Source organism: Mycobacterium sp. ACS4054, from assembly GCF_001667275.1.
GTDB lineage: Bacteria > Actinomycetota > Actinomycetes > Mycobacteriales > Mycobacteriaceae > Mycobacterium.
The window spans coordinates 1-15,811 of sequence record NZ_LZHV01000003.1 but is presented as its reverse complement, the minus strand read 5'-3'; the positions used below and the strand labels follow the sequence as shown (position 1 = coordinate 15,811).

Sequence of the window (15,811 nt, the reverse complement as noted above, 5' to 3'; positions counted from 1 at the left end):
CGAGGGGCTGAACGGTTTCGACTTCGCGCATCGAATCAAGGGAAGCGTGCCGGTGCAGGCAAGAGACCACCGTAAGCGTCGTTGCAACCAATTAAGCGCCGATTCACATCAGCGCGACTACGCTCTCGCTGCCTAAGCGACAGCTAGTCCGTCAGACCGGGAAAGCCCTCGACCCGGAGCCTGGCGTCAGCTAGAGGGATCCACCGATGGGTTCGGTCGCGGGACTCATCGGGACACCAACAGCGACTGGGATCGTCATCCTGGCTGGTTCGCGTGACCAGGAGATCCGAGTAGAGGCATAGCGGACTGCGCACGGAGAAGTCTTGAGGGAATGCCGTAGGACCCGGGTTCGATTCCCGGCAGCTCCACCAAAGAGTTAGCGGTGAACGATCAGGCCAGGGCGCGCTTCGCGCCCTGGCCTGATCGCTTTGTGGGCTCATTATCAGCACATCCTGATAGGACGTCGTCCATCTTCGGCACGCCATCGAGGTCATCGGGGAACAGGTGGCCGTATTGATCTTGGGTCGTCGTGGCCGTCTTGCCCGAGCTGGGCTTGCACCATCTTGATGGTGTCACCGCTGGCGATCATCCACGACGCCGCCGTCTGGCGTAGCTCGTGGACGGCGACGCGATGAAACTTCGCGTCGGCTGCCTGGCAGCGTTTGACCGCTGCGCCGAATCGAGCATGCGTGCAGGCGCGCCCCCACGTCAGCGGTCACTGCAAGCCGTTTACGCGCGTGCCGCGAGAGGCGAGGGCCCCAAGCTCGCCAAGGGCTACCTGAAGCAGGTCGAAACGGAAAGGAAATCCGCTCGAAAATCACGCTGATCCGTCCAACTGTCGGCTCAGACGCATACGATGCCGTTCGGCGTGGGTAGCCGTAACGCAACGTCTGAGCATAGGAGGGACCGGGTGTATCTGCGCGAGTTGTTCATCAAGAACAGTGGCCCGATTCGCGAACTGCACCTTGAAATGGCGTTTACGCCAGACGGGTTACCGATACCACATTTGATTGTTGGGCGAAATGGCTCAGGAAAAACAAACCTTCTATCGCTGATGGCCGACGCCTTGATGGAGGGTGCTGCAACGGTTTACAGCGATATTCTCACTCATACAGGTTTCTCCCGGAATTGGTTCAGGATAGTCGGCGTTAAGACGACGAGCTATAACGAACCAGGGAGCTTCTCGATTTTGCGTTTCGAGCATGACGAGCAACAATACCTATACAACGAACATGCGGGATTCACCGCAGAAGAAGTCAAGGCGATGGCGCCTGAGTCCTTACGTGGAATAGTGCATTGGGGCGATGATGACAAAAACGGTAAAGCATTTGCCATGCCGAAAGATGTTGTCAGAGCAGTTTATCAGAATGGGGCACATGCTTTCTTCCCGTCGAGTAGGTCCGAGGCGCCGTTTTGGCTAAATCAACAGTCAATTTTTGAAGACATGTTTGATTCGACGGAACGATACAGTCATAACCTTAACAAGCCGATCTACGTTGAACATGGAGTGGATTCTTTCGCGCAGTGGTTACTGGGAGTATTGACCGAATCGCGAACCCGCGTTAACCCTGTAGCCACGCAGGACAATCCTAACCAGTTTATGCTTAATGCAATGGATGGCGACATACCGCTTTGGGTCGACGCATCGCAGCGATTATCCGCCGCCAATAGACTTCTTCAAGCGATTATGGGTGACCCAGAAGCATATTTCTACTGGGCTGGCCGTAGGCAGCCGCGCAAGGTGGGCGTGGCATCAGGAAATCGAGTGCTGGCAGCCGGCTTGGACGGTTTGTCGGGTGGACAGTCGTCATTGCTTGCAATTTTCGGCACTATTCTGAGGTACGCCGATGTAACGGGGCTGTTGCCTCAGAATGTCACAGGGCTTGTAGTGATCGACGAACTCGACGCGCACATGCATATCGAGCTTCAAACCACTGCGGTTCCGCGGTTAGTCGCGATGTTCCCGCGCGTGCAATTTGTAATATCGAGCCATTCGCCATTTTTTGCGCTTGGCATGGAGAAACGCTTCTCTGAAGAGAGGCTTCGCATCATCGACGTATCAACTGGATTGACGTTGAGCGCCGAGTCCTATGCGGAGTTCGATAGCGCTATGGCAGCGCTCATGGAAACACGCGCATTCGAAGCGGAAATCGGCAAGTCGTTGGCGGCGTCCCAAACACCAGTTGTCTGGCTGGCAGGTGAGACTGACGTGCCTTACTTCAAAACTGCAGCCAAGCTCCTCGGTTACCCACAACTTATCAACTATTTCGAGTGGATTGGTGTTCCCGGTAAAAGCGGGGGCGGAGAATATACTGGAGACGATAATCTTAAGGCAGCTATTAAATTCCTAAAAGCGAATCAACGCTTCACCAGCCGCACCGTCGTTGCTGTATTCGACAACGACGCCAATCAGGTAGATGCTCAATTCGGCAGCGTCCATGTCATTGCATTGGAGAAGATTGAAGGCGCAGCGGTTGAGCCGGGTATAGAAAATTTACTACCCGCCGATGTATTCACTCCGGAGGTACTCCACGACAAAGAGATACCATCTGGCATTGTAGGGAAGCCAAAAATTATTCCTGAAGTGCGAAAGACGCTGCTAGCCGATAAATTGTGCGGCGATGACGCGGACCCGGCGAACTTTCAGAATTTCGAGCCGTACTTGAACCGGATAAACTACATCATCAATCCCGCGACCGACACCGCGCCGCCCCAAGCTCAACCAGAACCGCCGGAGTCAACCTAGTCGATGCCAGAAGCGTTATGCCTGGTCGATCCTGTTGCGCCAGTGTCCAGCAAAGTCCGCAGCTTTGCACTGCTCGGCGGCCAGCGGCGGCGCGCCGCGTCTCCATGTCTGACGCAACGGCTAATGTCCTGACAGGGGTAGGCGTTTGGGGTGACCGATGAAACTGTCCGTGTTGGTGGCCTTGATCATCGTCGTGGTTTTCGGCGGTTTTGATTTCTGGCTGTGGAAGCACTACCACTCTCCGGCTGCGACGCTCGTTGCAGTCGGCGCGCTCGGAGTCGCGTGCTTCGCCCAGTTCCAAGCGTCCAGATCGGCACACAACTCTACGAAGGCAGCTGCACTCGCACATTCGGCTGAGGAGCGCGCTCAGGCGAACGAGGAGCGCGCCAAGTACGGCTGGGTGATCACCGTCCATCCCGACGGGGATCGCTACGTGCTGCGTAATACCGGAACATCGACGGCCCAGGATGTGCGATTCATCAACGTAGACCCTCACACGATGATGTTCTTCGAACAGCACGAGGGTGAAACAGGCCCGACTGTCGCGCCCGGCCATGCAGTGGCGTTCCACGCTCACTTTACTTTCGGAAGTGCCGGCAACGCAGTAGAACTGGATTGGCTGCCCGAAGGTGAAACCGAACGCAAGACGTTCAAAGACGTGCTGGACGCCATACCCAACAAGACATTTGACGAGACAGTTAAGCGGCGTGAAGTCGAACGCGAGGCCGAAGGTGCCATGGATAGGGTGTGGTGCGCCGAAATTCGAAAAACTCTCATAGACCTGGCCGCCGCGTGGGGCGACTACAAAGGCAAAGACACTCCGCAGACGAGGGCACACGTGCAGGGTCTCGTGTCAGCGCTTCCGAGCAACATGGTTCGCGCCATGGGTTTTGAGGTAGACGTGCCGCGTGATTTCTGGGGGAGGCATCAATGGCCGTTTGAGAACTTTGTACAAGATGCCAAGGACAAGAAACTCGTTCGCGAAAACGCACCCATGATCGAACTCATGTGGAATCTGACTTGGGTGCAGATTCCACGAGTGCGTGAAGGCGACCTGTCGCAACCGCCCGATCGGTGGCACCGGCTGGAACACGCGATCCACGGCTACATTGAATTGGTGCGCCACCGCGAGCAGGGCAAGATCGAGTATCGGGACGGCAAGCGTGACCGCGAGCAGCACGAGCGAGCCATGCAGATGTTTGCACAGCACCGAGCTTCGGTAGAGCAGCCCAAGCAACAGCGACAGAACACGCCGGATCAATCATCCGGCAGCACCGGCGATTGAATCGGCAGCCTCAGCGGTGGGCACATTTCGAGCACACTTGCCCGCTATCGAGGGCAATTCTCGTGGATCAAGGTGAATCCCAGTTACCGTCAATCCGCAGGTCAGACCATTCTTGATACCTCAGTCGCAGGTCGTGCGCAGGTGCGAAACGGTTCGATTCCCGGCAGCTCAAAAAAAGGACCGCAGAGATGCGGCCGTTTTTTCTGGTGCAGGTGGGTTCGGTACGAGTGCGAGGAGCGCCGTGGACGGCAAACGACTGCTTCTGCTGATTGCCGTGGCCGGTGTCGCGGGCTTGGCGGCGTGTGGCAACACGACCACCGCACCCGCGGAGCCGCCGTCGATCGCCGGCGAGCCGTTCGGCGAAGTGAATGGAACCCCGGTGACCCGCTACACGCTCACCAACGGGCACGGCATGCGCGTGCGAATCCTGACTTACGGCGGCATCATTCAGTCGATTGAGGTGCCCGACCGCACCGGACATGTCGGGAATGTGGTGCTGGGCTTTGAAACCCTGGACGACTACCTGAACAACACCGGATCCGCCAAGACCTACTTCGGCGCGATCATCGGCCGCTACGGCAACCGGATCGCCAAGGGGGCATTTTCGTTGAACGGCAACGAGTATCACCTGCCGGTCAACAACAACGGCAACAGCCTGCACGGGGGCACCGCGGGCTTCGACACCAAGCTGTGGCGGGCCGGCCAGCAGCACGATGGCGACAGCGTGGGCGTGAAGCTCCAATACGTAAGTCCCGCAGGCGAAATGGGCTATCCCGGGACGCTGACGACAACCGTCACCTACACCCTCAACCAGAAAAACGAACTGCGCATCGACTACCACGCGACCACCGATGCGCCGACCGTGATCAACCTGACCAATCACAGCTACTTCAACCTGGCAGGTGAGGACGCCCTCGACATCTACGACCACAAGGTCACCATCGATGCCGACTACTACACGCCGACCGACCCCACCCAGATCCCGACCGGACAGCTCGCCCCGGTGAAGGGCACACCGTTCGATTTCACCGCACCGACCGCGATCGGCGCGCGTATCACCGCCAATGACCCGCAGCTGTTGCTGGCCCATGGTTACGACCACAACTGGGTGATCAACCGCGGCGACAACGCCGGGCTGGTGCAAGCGGCCAAGGCCGAGGACCCGCGAACGGGGCGCACGCTGACCGTCTCCACGACCGAGCCCGCTGTGCAGTTCTACACGTCCAACTTCATCGAGGGGGCGTTCACGGGCACCAGCGGCCACGTCTACCGGCAGGGCGCGGGATTCACGATGGAGACTCAGCACTACCCGGACTCGCCGAATCACCCGAACTTCCCGACCACGACGCTCAACCCGGGGCAGACCTACGATTCGACAACGGTTTTTTCCTTCGGCACCGCGTAGGCGCCGGCGCCGTATGCACAGGCCAAAGCCCGATTTTCGAGGCGGGCTCGATTCCGGGCAGCCCCACCGGGCGACCGGCGGGTTGGATTATTCCGGCGGTGAGCGGCTTTAATCGTCTTCGCACCGAGAACAAGGAGCCTTCATGACCTATCGCCGACTTGCCTGGGCGCTCGGCGCGGTGGTGGCGGCGGCCGTCGTCATTCCCGTCACCGCCCACGGCGAGCCGCCGACGAAGTGCCTGACCAACACGCAGACGGGCAAGCAGGTCTACGTGCCCTGCGACCTGCTCAACGCCGGCGCCAATTTCCCGCCGGGGCAGCGTTGCCCACCACCGCTCGAGCAGTACCCGAAGGACGTCGCGGACTGGTGTGGCGAAGGGCCGGGCCTCGCGAGTACCACGCCCACGACTCCGACCAGCCCGACGACTCCCACGAGCCCGACGAGCCCGACGAGCACGACGAGCCCGACGAGCACGACGAAGCCGACGAGCACGACAAGCCCCACGAGCTCCGCAACCCCAACGACCACCCCAACGGCCCCCACCACCTCGACGAGCGCACTCAAAACGGCGGGTCCGGGCAACGCCCAGTGACGACGCCCTAACCGGGCGGCGCGGTGACGACGATCGATTCCTGCCCGATCTTCCAGGCCGTCATGAACGTGGCGATGCTGACCTTCGTGTTGGCGTGATCGGCGTAGGGGTCGTTGAGGTGGACGACGTCTTTGTTGGTGTCGATGCCGGTGACCACCAGCAGATGGTCGGCCGAGGTGCGCTGGTCGTTTGAATTCAAGATGGTTCCGGAATTGACCCACGCGATGACCTTGCGGTTGGCGCCCAGGTACTGCTCCAGCGACGGCAGCCCCACCTCTTCGGGGTGCTTGTCGTAGGTCATGTGCGACTTGATGCCGTAGTGGTCGAGCAGCACCACCGTGTCGGCCATGTCGATGCCGCCATTCGGGCCATCGTGAGCCGGGTCGCCGGTCGGCGCGTAAATCGGGCCGTTGCGGATCGACGAGGGCGTGTGCTGCGCCAGCTTGATGATCTGCTGCTCCGTCGGGGAGTGGCCGGTGACCTCCCCAACCACGTCGGCCACGGACGCCAGCCCGCAGTTGTCCTCGTACGACTGCTGCTGCCAGAACTCGGCGGCCGCGTCGGGGTCGCCGTACACGCCGCTGGCAATCGTCCTGGCCCTCGGCGGGTCGGGATAAATGCGGCCGGTACCGGCGGTAGCTGACGTCGCCGCCGCGCGCATCGACGACGGCGCGGCGCTGCACGAAGACAGCGCCGATACGCTCGCGATACCGATACAGGCGGCCACCAGGGCGGTGGGTACCGCGGCCGCGATCCGAGAGTCGAACATGTTGCCTCGCAAAGGCCGGTCGAACTACCGATTGGTCAGCAACGTAGCACCGCCAGCAAACCCGCGCAGCGCAATCAACGCGAACCTCAGTTGCCCGCCTCGATCGCCGCGACGCGCGCCGCCGCGTCGGGCCCGCAGAAGCGCTGCAGGTCCACTCCGCCCGCGGCCAGCAGCTCGTCGATGCGGCGTTTGAGGTCGCCCGAGGACAGGTGCGCGTACAGGTTGGCCCCGGGGCACGAGGTCGACGCCAGGTCCCGATGGCCCGCCAAGGTGGTCGTCGCGACGCGAAAGGTCTGGGCCGCCCAGGCGAACGCGCGGGCCGCCCCGACAAGCTGCGCCTCGGGCACGGACTCCTGGTCGAAGTCGCCCTCGCAGAGAACCAAAAAATGCCCCGTCGTGTCGTAGTCCGTTGCCGTGTCACCCGCGAGCTCGGTGCTGCGCAGCTCGTAGATGTTGCCGTTGCGGTCGACCCCGACGTGATAGGCGATGTCGATCCACCCGTGGTCGTCCTGGTGGTATCGCTGGTCTTGCCGGAGGTGGCTTGGCGCGTTGCGGTTGTCGCCGAGGACCACGGCCTCGTGGTGCAGGGTCATGCGGGTGATGGTGTGACGCCGGCCGCCGGAGCGGGCCGGTCGGGCGCCCCAGGCGTCCCGGCACAACAACAGGGCCGAGCCGGCACTCATCAGGCGGGCATCGGCCGTCGACGTCGCCCGCGCGGCCGCCGCAACGTCCGTCGGTGCCGTCCTCGAGTGGGTGCCGACCACGGCCGCCGCACCGACGCTGCCGGCCAGTCCTAGCAGCTGGCGGCGGCTGACGACGGCCGGCCGACCGCGCGCGGGCTCACACACGCTTCATCACGATACGGTGATCGGCGCCGCCGAACGCCGTGATTGCGTTACCGGGCGAAGCTGTTGGCTCGCAGCTGCATTCGCGACCGAATCGGCACTACGCTTTGCCGTAGGGAGGCGGCGATGGGACGGGCCAGCGGGTTTTGCGTCAGCTCGCTTGGCGGCTTGCCCTTCGGCAGGCGGAAAGCCATCGCCGTCGGAGCCGTCGTGGTCGCGCTGGTGGCGGGTTGCTCGCGCGGCGATACGGCGCACACCGCGTCGAGCATCAGCCCGACGACAACACCGCCGGTCGCGGTGTTTACGCCCCTGCCCGCGGCGCCGGCCAAACCGCCCGATGCCGCAACCGCCGCCGCTTTCGCCAAGGTGTCCAAGCTGATCAACGACGCGATTGCGGCGAACCGGCTGCCCGGCGCGGTGGTCGCCGTCGGGCACGGGGGCCAGGTCGCCTTCGAGCAGGCCTACGGCTCGCGCAAGCTCGCGGGCGAACCCGGACTGGACGGGTCGCCGGCACCCGCGGAGGCGATGACGGAGGACACCGTCTTCGACATGGCGTCATTGACGAAGATCCTCGCCACGACGACCGCCGTCATGCAACTTTACGAACAAGGCAAGTTCAGGCTCGACGATTCCGTCGGGCAATACCTGCCCGACTTCGACACCGGGAACGATCCGCGCCGCGCGACCGTGACCGTTCGCATGCTGCTCACGCACACCTCGGGCGAAACGGGGGACGTCAACCTCGGCGATCCGTGGGGATTGGACGGGGCCGACAAAGCGGAAGGCGTTCACCGCGCACTCACCACGCCGCTGGAGTCCGACCCCGGTCAGGGTTTCCGGTACTCCGATATCAACTTCATCCTGCTCGGTGCGCTGGTCGAGAAGGTCACCGGCGACACCCTGGACGACTACGCCCAACGACACGTGTTCGAACCGTTGGGAATGACCGACACCCGCTACCTTCCCGCGGCCAAAGCATGCGGTCCGCACACGACGATCGGGTCCGCGGTCGCCTGGACCCCCGCGCCGCCCGAGCGGACGCAGGACGCCTGTCCGGCCGGCACGTGGAACGTCAATCTCTTGCCGCGCGTCGCGCCGACCGCTCGTGACGAGGAGGGGCGATCCGATCCGAGCAGGAATCCCGACCTCGACCGCCTGCTGCGGGGCACCGTGCAGGACACGACGGCGCGGCGGATGGGCGGCGTGGCCGGGCATGCCGGCGTGTTCTCGACCGCCCACGATGTGAGCATCTTCGCACAGGCGTTGCTCGACCGGCTGGCGGGCCGTCCAAGCGAATTCCCGCTAGCGCAAGCAACCTTGGAGTTGATGACCACTCCGCAGCAGCCCGGCCACAACGCTCAACAGCTCCAGGCGGCGAACGACGCCGCCCGCGCGGCCATCGCGAAGAGACCGAAGACGGCGGACCCGCTGCTCGCTGCGCGCTATCCGGCGATCGCGGGGCAGGAGCTGCGCGGCCTGGGCTGGGATATCGATTCGCGGCTGTCCATGCCGCGCGGCGTGGTCTTTCCCATCGGCAGTTTCGGCCACACCGGTTTCACCGGAACCTCGGTGTGGCTGGACCCGGACTCGGATACCTACGTCGTTCTGCTGACGAACTCGATTCATGTGCGGGGCAGTCCACCGATTTCGGACCTGCGGGGTCAGGTCGCGACCGCGGCCGCACGGGCGCTGGGTCTCTAGGGCCGCTCGAAGTGTTGGTAGTCGAGGGGACCCGCCCACTCGCCGCCCCACCGCCAGCCGCGATCCGTGAAGGCGCGCACCGCCGGGTCGCCGACGTGTAAGAGGCCCGGGTCGGTGCGGGTGCGGTCCAGGTAGGCGGCCGCGTTCTGCGGTTCGAAATATCCGCTTGCGTAGAGGCAGGGGTTGACAAGCGTGTTGATATCGATGGCCCGCCCGTAAGCGTGGGGAGACCATTCGTCGGTTCCGGGGATGAGCCGGCAGTTGAACGCCGACGTGTTGTTGTCCTCCATCGACAACTCGTCATTGGCGTCCGGGTAATTCTCGACCGTGCGCATCTTCTCGATGGGATAGCCCAGTCGGTAAAGCTGCTCGAAGATCGCGATGACGTCCGGCACGAGGTCTTCGTGGACGATCAACGGGCCCCGGTGGGTCTGGGCGTCGAAACCGATGTAGTCGACCTCGACCCGCCGCAGCTGCGCCGGCTCGACCGGACAACCCGGCCGCCAGGTCGTGCCGAGGTCGGCGGCCGTGACCGGTGCGACTGTGGCACCGGGCGGCGGTGGCGGACTAGACGACGACGCGACGGCCCGCGATGACGGTACGGCGGACGTTGACGGTGAGCCCGCGCGCGGTGGCGCGGGGGTCGTGCATTGCACCAGCGCGACGCAGGCCGCGAGCACGCCGGCCGCCGCGGCGCCCCGCCGCCGCGCCCGGTCTCGCGCGATCCGGAAGTCCAAGAAGCCGCCCCGATGCGATCAGAAACTTTCGAGTAGCCCACTACGCTACTTGCCCCGGTGCCCGCGGCGAACCCTCGAGAGCACGACAAACAACTCGAGCCTTCCGGTGAGGTCATCATGACCACAGTGCACAGTCCCGGCAGCGTCGTGCCGATCCGATTCCGTTGGTGGTCCGCCATCGCGAGCGCCTGCGGGAAGGTGGCATCGATCGGCATCCCGGTCGGCGTGGGCGCGTACCTGTTCACCGATCATTGGGGACGGGCCGATCCGGAGTACCTCTTCACGACGACCTTCAGCAAGAATCCGCAGTTCCTGCGCCAGGGCATACCCCCGTTCCTGAAAAAGGCTTTGACCGAGGCGCTGGACTTCGACCAATGGGTGATTTTGGGCTACTTCCTGATGCTGGTCACCTGCGCCCTTGTCTTCACGGCCCTGGCGTTCTCCAAGTCGGGCAAGAAGCTCAGCCACTACATCCTCGCCGCGGCGTTGGTCGCCGCGTTCGCACACCTACTCGAGGACGCGTTGATCTTCTGCGTGCTGACCAAGCCCGCCGACGGGCTGCTCGGCCGCGTGCCGGACGCCTTCTGGATCTATGCGCCCGCGGCCATGGCAACCGTCAAGTGGTGCGCGCTCGTGTTGGCCGTGACGGCGATACCGGCGGCCGTCTTCGCGATAGTCCGGGTGATCCTGTCGCATCTGCGCATGCGCAGGTACCGCCGGCGACACCACGGCAAGAACTGGTGGGACGACACGTTGTCGCCGCCGGCGATGGACCCGCAGCCGGGTGACGTCGAGGCGGCCTGGCGCCAGGCCTATTACGTCCCCGACGCCGAAGACCTGGCCCTCAAACACGACGGCAGCCCGGTGCCGGCGCCGACGGCACTGTGCCTGTCCGGCGGCGGAATGCGCTCCGCGTGCGTGGCCATGGGCGCGATGCAGAAGCTGGCCGGCCCGCGCGATGACGTCGTGGACGCGTGGCGCCGGGCGCCGGCGCTGGACGAATTCGACTATGTGATCTCGGTGTCCGGTGGTGGCTTCAGCGCCGGCGCGCGGGTGCTCGGCGTCCAAAGCGACGCTTCCGAGGGCAGGGCGGGCGGCGCGATCGCGCCGCTGTCCAAGCGATTCAGCCCTGGCTCAGTCGAATTCGACTCCCTGCGCCGCCGTTGCGACTACATCGCCGACTCACCGCTGGCGCTCCTGCGGGCACTCGCCGAGGTACTCAAGAACCTGTTGGCCTCGCTGCTCATCGTCGCTTCGTCCGCGGTCGTGCTCGGATGGCTGCTGGGCATCTTCGTCAAGTACTTCCCGTTCCGGGCCGTCGTGCCCCGCAGGGGTGGGGTTGCGCCGCATGGCGCCGATTTGCACCAGCAGCTCGATCTCGAAGCGCTTCAGGCCCGCCCGGTGGCGGCGCTGGCGGCGATCGCGATTCCCGTTGCGGCAGTGATCATCTGCATCATCGGAGATCTGGCCTGCGAATGGGCGTCGGCGTCGAAATGGAGCACCGTGGGGCAAGCCGCGTTCGGCTGGCTGGGCCGACGGGCCGCGTTGTTGGCGTTGCTGGTATTCGGCCTCAGCGTCGCCGGCCCGGCACTGATGTGGCTGTGCCTACAGCGCCCCGACAAGGGACCGGTGGGGGCGGTCGGCGGCATCGCGGCCGTCGTGATCCTGCAATATTGGACGACGCTGGTCTCGATGACCTCGAAGAAGGACAGCCTGGTAAATCCCTCCCGGTGGCTCAGATTCGTGCCGTCCGGAGTGCTGCGCATCGCCCTGGTGGTTTTCACGCTGGGCGTGCTGCTGGTCGCGTGGCTGCTGCTGCTCGGCGTTGTCGCCGGCTACGTCTTCAACATGGAGATCGATCAGGAGATCCTGCACCCGGAGCGCAACCGCCAGCCGCTGACTTCCGACGTCCAATGGTTGTACCTGGGTGGCATCGGGCTGTTGGCGTTGCTGCTGAGCAGTTTTGACGTGACCTCGCTGAGCCTGCACCCGTTCTATCGGCAACGGCTGGCGCACACGTTCGCCGTCCGCCGCCTTGGCGGCAGGGCCGTGGAATACAAGCGCAGCGAGGCCACCTGGCTCGACGAATACGGCAAGACGCAAACCGGCGGCCCGAAATTCGTCTTCGCCGCGGCCGCCGCCATCTCCGACGGTGACATCCGCCCGGCGCCCGGGCTCAACGCCGTGTCGTACGTCATGACCGCGGATTACGTTGGGGGACCGGCACTTGGCTGGCTGAAGACCGCCGAACTGCGTCAGGCGTCGCCGCCCCGCATCGAACGCGACCTCACCGTGGAGGCGGCGATGGCGGTGAGCGGAGCGGCCTTCGCCTCGGCGATGGGCAGGCAGAGCAAGGGCGTTCAGTCGCTGCTGGCGCTTTCCGGTGCCCGCCTGGGAACGTGGCTTCCCAACCCGCTGTTCGTGCGGAACGCTCAGCGCAAGGCCGCCGATCCGTCGTTTCCCAAGGCGCTGCCCTCCATGCGGGGAGCCGGGTACTTCTATCGAGAACTCCTGGGGATCAACAAGTTTGACGCCCGACTTGTTCAGGTCACCGACGGTGGGCACTACGAAAACCTCGGTCTGGTCGAGGCCTTGCGCCGGCGGTGCCGACTGATCTACTGCATCGACAGCAGTGGTGACGCTCCTCCGCTGCTGTCCGGCCTGGCAGATGCGATCAGGCTCGCCAGGTTCGAACTCGGCGTCGAGATCACCATGGACAGTGGCGGACCGTTCGGTGTCGAGAATCTCGCGCCGGGGTCCGGCGAGCAGTTCGGCGACAGTCACGCGTTCTGCAGCCTCAACGGCCGCATCAGCAAATGCGCCGTGGCCAGGGGCAGGATCACGTATCCCGACGCGGCCGGGATCAAGACGGCGGAAGCCAGGACCGGATGGCTGATCATCGCCAAAGCCGTGCTGTGGCAGGGGCTTCCCGATTGGGTGTTGACCTACGCCGCGGAGAAGGGCGGCGCGGAGTTCCCCCACGACAACACATCCGATCAATGGTTTTCCGAAGGGCAGTTCGCCGCCTACACGGAGGTCGGTCGCAGCATTGCGATGTGCGCCATGACGGTCCCGTGCGATGATGGCGTCACGACGGCCAACGGCGACGCGCGCGCGCTCCCCGTGCAAGACCTTGCCCCGATCGAGGTGCGCGTACCGGCGGGGGCCTCGTCTTGACGGCCGAGGCGCGAGCGTTTGAAAGACACGACTAGATGGAAGGAATCACCCTGATGAGCACTCGTCCGAAAAAGCTGGTGTGTGCCGCCCTTTTCGGCGCCGCACTGACGCTGATGGCCGGCCCGTTGCAACATCCGGCCGTCGCGCGCGCCGACGTCAACCAAGAGTTCTATAGCTTCTGCATCAAGGACCTCGGCCAGGGCAACGACTACTGTTGCGCGCACGCCGGCGGCGCGGTAAAGGCCGGGGGGTGTGTCGACCCGGCAACGGGGAAGGCCGTATTGGCCGCAGCCTGGGTCAGGGTTGACGCGCCACGATCACGGGGATCTTGGCCTTGTTGACCACCGTCGCCCCGACGGAGCCCAGCAGCATTCCCGGGAACCCGCCGCGGCCGTGGCTGCCCACCACCATCAGTTGCGCCCGTTCCGCCGCCTCGAGGAGCCAGCGCGCCGGCTCACCGATTTCGATCCTGCGGTGGACCGCCACGTGGGGATAGCGTTCGTGCCAACCTGCCAGGCGTTCGGCGAGCGTTTCCTCCTCCTCGGACAGCCGGGCGTCCCATTTGGCGTCTTGGTACGCCCCTTTGAGGGCATAGACGCGTGGGTCGGCCCAGGCGTGGAACGCCATCAAGCCGACACCTCGCCGGGACGCCTCGGCGAACGCGATCGCGGTCGCCGCCTCCGATGCCGTTGAGCCGTCGATGCCCACCAGTACCGGTGCCCGCGCGATGCTGCCGACGAGCGCGTCCTCGTCGTGGATCACGGCGACGGGGCAATGCGCGTGGTACACCAATCCCGAACTCACCGAGCCGAGGACGCTGCGGACCAGGAAGCCGCCGTGCCCCCGATAGCCCACCACGACCATCGCCACCGCCTTGGAGAGGGCGACGAGCGTGGGAATGGTGGCCGAATACAGGACCTGGCTATCGATTTGCGGCGGTCCAGCCTCCGATTCTCGGGCGGCCCTGACCGCCGCCGCGATGCATTCGCGTGCCCGCGTCTCCTGCCAATCGCTGAAGCCGGCCAGAGCGGTGACCTGAAACCACTCGGGCGAGGGGGCGTCGACGACGTGGACCAGGGCCAGCGGCGCATCCCGCAGCGCGGCTGCGCGGGCCGCCCACCGGACGGCGCGCAGCGCCGCTGCCGAGCCGTCGACGCCAACCAAGATCGCGTCAGGTGGTGGCTGCCACATCTCGGCTCGTTTCTGATCGGCTATGTACCCAACGGCAGGATCATCCAGGGCCGCCGCGATTGTCAGGGCCGAAGTGATGCAAGCGGAAGGACCAAAGGCACCGAAGCGACGCCGGCGAATGCCGTTGCTACGCAAGCGGCCCGAAGTGTGTGCAGGTGAGGGCCCCTGAGCCCGTCGAAACATCGGTCCCACTTCGACGTTCGGGGTATAAATGCATTAGCCCGTGACTGCGCGACTGAATCGAGGAGAAGTGTTCAAAAAGCTGCTTCTTGCCCTGACGTTTGTCATCGCGTTGTTCGCTCCCGCCGCGGTGCCGGCCGCCCACGCCGACCCGATCGGCTTCCCGCCGGATTGGCCGTACTACGAAATGCAAACCGAGCAGACCATGTGCAACGCGATGGCGCAGGGTTGGTCCCGCGCCCAGATCGTCGGCGCGATGCAGCAAGCCAACAACCAGGCGGTCACGGGGTTGACTCCCGTTCAGGCCGCCAAGCGCGCCAACATGTGGGTCGACCTGGGGCGGATCAAGTACTGCCCCGGTGCGGTCGCCAGTTAGCTGTTGGCCCAGCGGTTGAATGCGGGCTCCATGTCGGGGCAGAACGCCCCGGCGGCGGCGCCCATGATGTGGCCCGCCTGTACGGACTCATAGCCGTTGCTTGCCACATATCCGTAGATGCTGTCGAAGTCGGTGCCGCCGCGTGCCTGTTGGCAGACGTTGTTGCCGATGTCGATCATTCGCCCCGGATTGTCGTAGGGCACCTGCAGCACGTTGAGCGTGTGCAGGTAGGCGCCGATCGAGATGGGATTGGGGTCGGCGTGGACCGTGGGCGCCAGCGATACCGGCGCGGCCAGCACCAGCGCCGAACTCAACAAAGCCCTCAAGCTCACGGGTGGCTCCCCTCCGTAGGATTTGGTGTTGCTGCGCGCGAATACCTTGCCGCCGTGAACGATTCACGACGAAAGCCAGATCACCCGGGAGCCGCTAGCAGAGCGCGGCGGAAAACCACCCGGCCGCCACGAGCGCGATGACGAGCGCCGCGGTGGTGTGCCCCGTCGTCGCGGCGACGACGACGCCGGTGACCGCGGCGATGAACGCCATGACCACGACGACGGCCAGCAGTATCCGATGTGAACGCACCGCCCCGGTCGCGCGCGGTGCAACGACTACATACTTGCCCGAGCCGTCGGCTACGGCCATGGAACCTCCATCGCGTTGTGACCTCGGATACAAAGAAAGCACAAATGTGCTGTGCATCACAACCAGGCGCGACGAAGTGACTCGACCTCTAGCTGTACTCAGCCATCAGGTTGGTCGCAGTCGGCTGATCGGGGGTAGTCCTGCGAGTGCGCTGTGGCGTCGTTG

General features: G+C 64.3%; 13 protein-coding genes and 1 other RNA gene. 8 read left to right on the top strand and 6 right to left on the bottom strand.

Annotation, left to right across the window (positions count from 1 at the left end; genetic code table 11):
• Nucleotides 1-3 precede the first annotated feature (3 nt).
• From ssrA to A5730_RS24530, 5 genes are all read left to right on the top strand, one after another.
• Nucleotides 4-371, top strand: a transfer-messenger RNA (tmRNA) gene (ssrA, locus tag A5730_RS00080).
• Between the two features lie 539 nt (nucleotides 372-910).
• On the top strand, nucleotides 911-2,746 hold the full coding sequence (locus tag A5730_RS24040) for an AAA family ATPase (protein WP_197506056.1): 1,836 nt from the start codon (nucleotides 911-913) through the stop codon (nucleotides 2,744-2,746).
• Between the two features lie 157 nt (nucleotides 2,747-2,903).
• Entirely contained in the window at nucleotides 2,904-4,031 is a 1,128-nt protein-coding gene (locus A5730_RS00075) for a hypothetical protein (protein ID WP_067893918.1), read from the top strand.
• A gap of 241 nt (nucleotides 4,032-4,272) precedes the next feature.
• A complete protein-coding gene (locus A5730_RS00070; protein WP_067893915.1) occupies nucleotides 4,273-5,436 on the top strand; it encodes an aldose epimerase family protein in 1,164 nt (387 codons plus the stop codon).
• 366 nt (nucleotides 5,437-5,802) lie between these two features.
• Complete coding sequence (locus A5730_RS24530) at nucleotides 5,803-6,039, top strand: hypothetical protein (protein WP_156745622.1); 237 nt, start codon at nucleotides 5,803-5,805, stop codon at nucleotides 6,037-6,039.
• On the opposite strand, the gene A5730_RS00060 is transcribed toward A5730_RS24530, so the two are convergent.
• Both A5730_RS00060 and A5730_RS00055 read right to left on the bottom strand, forming a co-directional pair.
• Complete coding sequence (locus tag A5730_RS00060) at nucleotides 6,036-6,797, bottom strand: C39 family peptidase (protein ID WP_067893908.1); 762 nt, start codon at nucleotides 6,795-6,797, stop codon at nucleotides 6,036-6,038. The genes A5730_RS24530 and A5730_RS00060 overlap by 4 nt on opposite strands.
• An 86-nt stretch (nucleotides 6,798-6,883) precedes the next feature.
• On the bottom strand, nucleotides 6,884-7,645 hold the full coding sequence (locus tag A5730_RS00055) for an N-acetylmuramoyl-L-alanine amidase (RefSeq protein WP_231994579.1): 762 nt from the start codon (nucleotides 7,643-7,645) through the stop codon (nucleotides 6,884-6,886).
• Nucleotides 7,646-7,768: 123 nt separating this feature from the next.
• Here A5730_RS00055 and A5730_RS00050 point away from each other — a divergent pair, with 123 nt between their 5' ends.
• On the top strand, nucleotides 7,769-9,343 hold the full coding sequence (locus A5730_RS00050) for a serine hydrolase (protein WP_067893905.1): 1,575 nt from the start codon (nucleotides 7,769-7,771) through the stop codon (nucleotides 9,341-9,343).
• On the opposite strand, the gene A5730_RS00045 is transcribed toward A5730_RS00050, so the two are convergent.
• A complete protein-coding gene (locus A5730_RS00045; protein WP_231994578.1) occupies nucleotides 9,340-10,080 on the bottom strand; it encodes a M15 family metallopeptidase in 741 nt (246 codons plus the stop codon). The genes A5730_RS00050 and A5730_RS00045 overlap by 4 nt on opposite strands.
• Nucleotides 10,081-10,197: 117 nt before the next feature.
• Here A5730_RS00045 and A5730_RS00040 point away from each other — a divergent pair, with 117 nt between their 5' ends.
• The gene (locus A5730_RS00040) at nucleotides 10,198-13,257 is read left to right on the top strand and encodes a hypothetical protein (RefSeq protein ID WP_156745621.1); all 3,060 of its coding nucleotides are present in this window, start codon (nucleotides 10,198-10,200) and stop codon (nucleotides 13,255-13,257) included.
• Between the two features lie 297 nt (nucleotides 13,258-13,554).
• On the opposite strand, the gene A5730_RS00035 is transcribed toward A5730_RS00040, so the two are convergent.
• A complete protein-coding gene (locus A5730_RS00035; protein ID WP_067893899.1) occupies nucleotides 13,555-14,448 on the bottom strand; it encodes a universal stress protein in 894 nt (297 codons plus the stop codon).
• 250 nt (nucleotides 14,449-14,698) lie between these two features.
• Between A5730_RS00035 and A5730_RS00030 the strand changes: the two genes are divergently transcribed.
• Nucleotides 14,699-15,004, top strand: a complete 306-nt coding sequence (locus A5730_RS00030; RefSeq protein WP_067893896.1) for a hypothetical protein — start codon at nucleotides 14,699-14,701, stop codon at nucleotides 15,002-15,004.
• Here the strand turns inward: A5730_RS00030 and A5730_RS00025 are convergent.
• The gene (locus A5730_RS00025) at nucleotides 15,001-15,336 is read right to left on the bottom strand and encodes a DUF732 domain-containing protein (protein ID WP_067893893.1); all 336 of its coding nucleotides are present in this window, start codon (nucleotides 15,334-15,336) and stop codon (nucleotides 15,001-15,003) included. The genes A5730_RS00030 and A5730_RS00025 overlap by 4 nt on opposite strands.
• A gap of 94 nt (nucleotides 15,337-15,430) precedes the next feature.
• Entirely contained in the window at nucleotides 15,431-15,646 is a 216-nt protein-coding gene (locus A5730_RS00020) for a hypothetical protein (protein ID WP_067893890.1), read from the bottom strand.
• Nucleotides 15,647-15,811 lie beyond the last annotated feature (165 nt).

Coding starts and splice junctions, on each gene's coding strand:
- A5730_RS00075 (WP_067893918.1), top strand. CDS start 2,904: ATGAAACTGTCCGTGTTGGTGGCCTTGATCATCGTCGTGGTTTTCGGC.
- A5730_RS00060 (WP_067893908.1), bottom strand. CDS start 6,797: ATGTTCGACTCTCGGATCGCGGCCGCGGTACCCACCGCCCTGGTGGCC.
- A5730_RS00050 (WP_067893905.1), top strand. CDS start 7,769: ATGGGACGGGCCAGCGGGTTTTGCGTCAGCTCGCTTGGCGGCTTGCCC.
- A5730_RS00040 (WP_156745621.1), top strand. CDS start 10,198: ATGACCACAGTGCACAGTCCCGGCAGCGTCGTGCCGATCCGATTCCGT.
- A5730_RS00035 (WP_067893899.1), bottom strand. CDS start 14,448: ATGTGGCAGCCACCACCTGACGCGATCTTGGTTGGCGTCGACGGCTCG.
- A5730_RS00020 (WP_067893890.1), bottom strand. CDS start 15,646: ATGGCCGTAGCCGACGGCTCGGGCAAGTATGTAGTCGTTGCACCGCGC.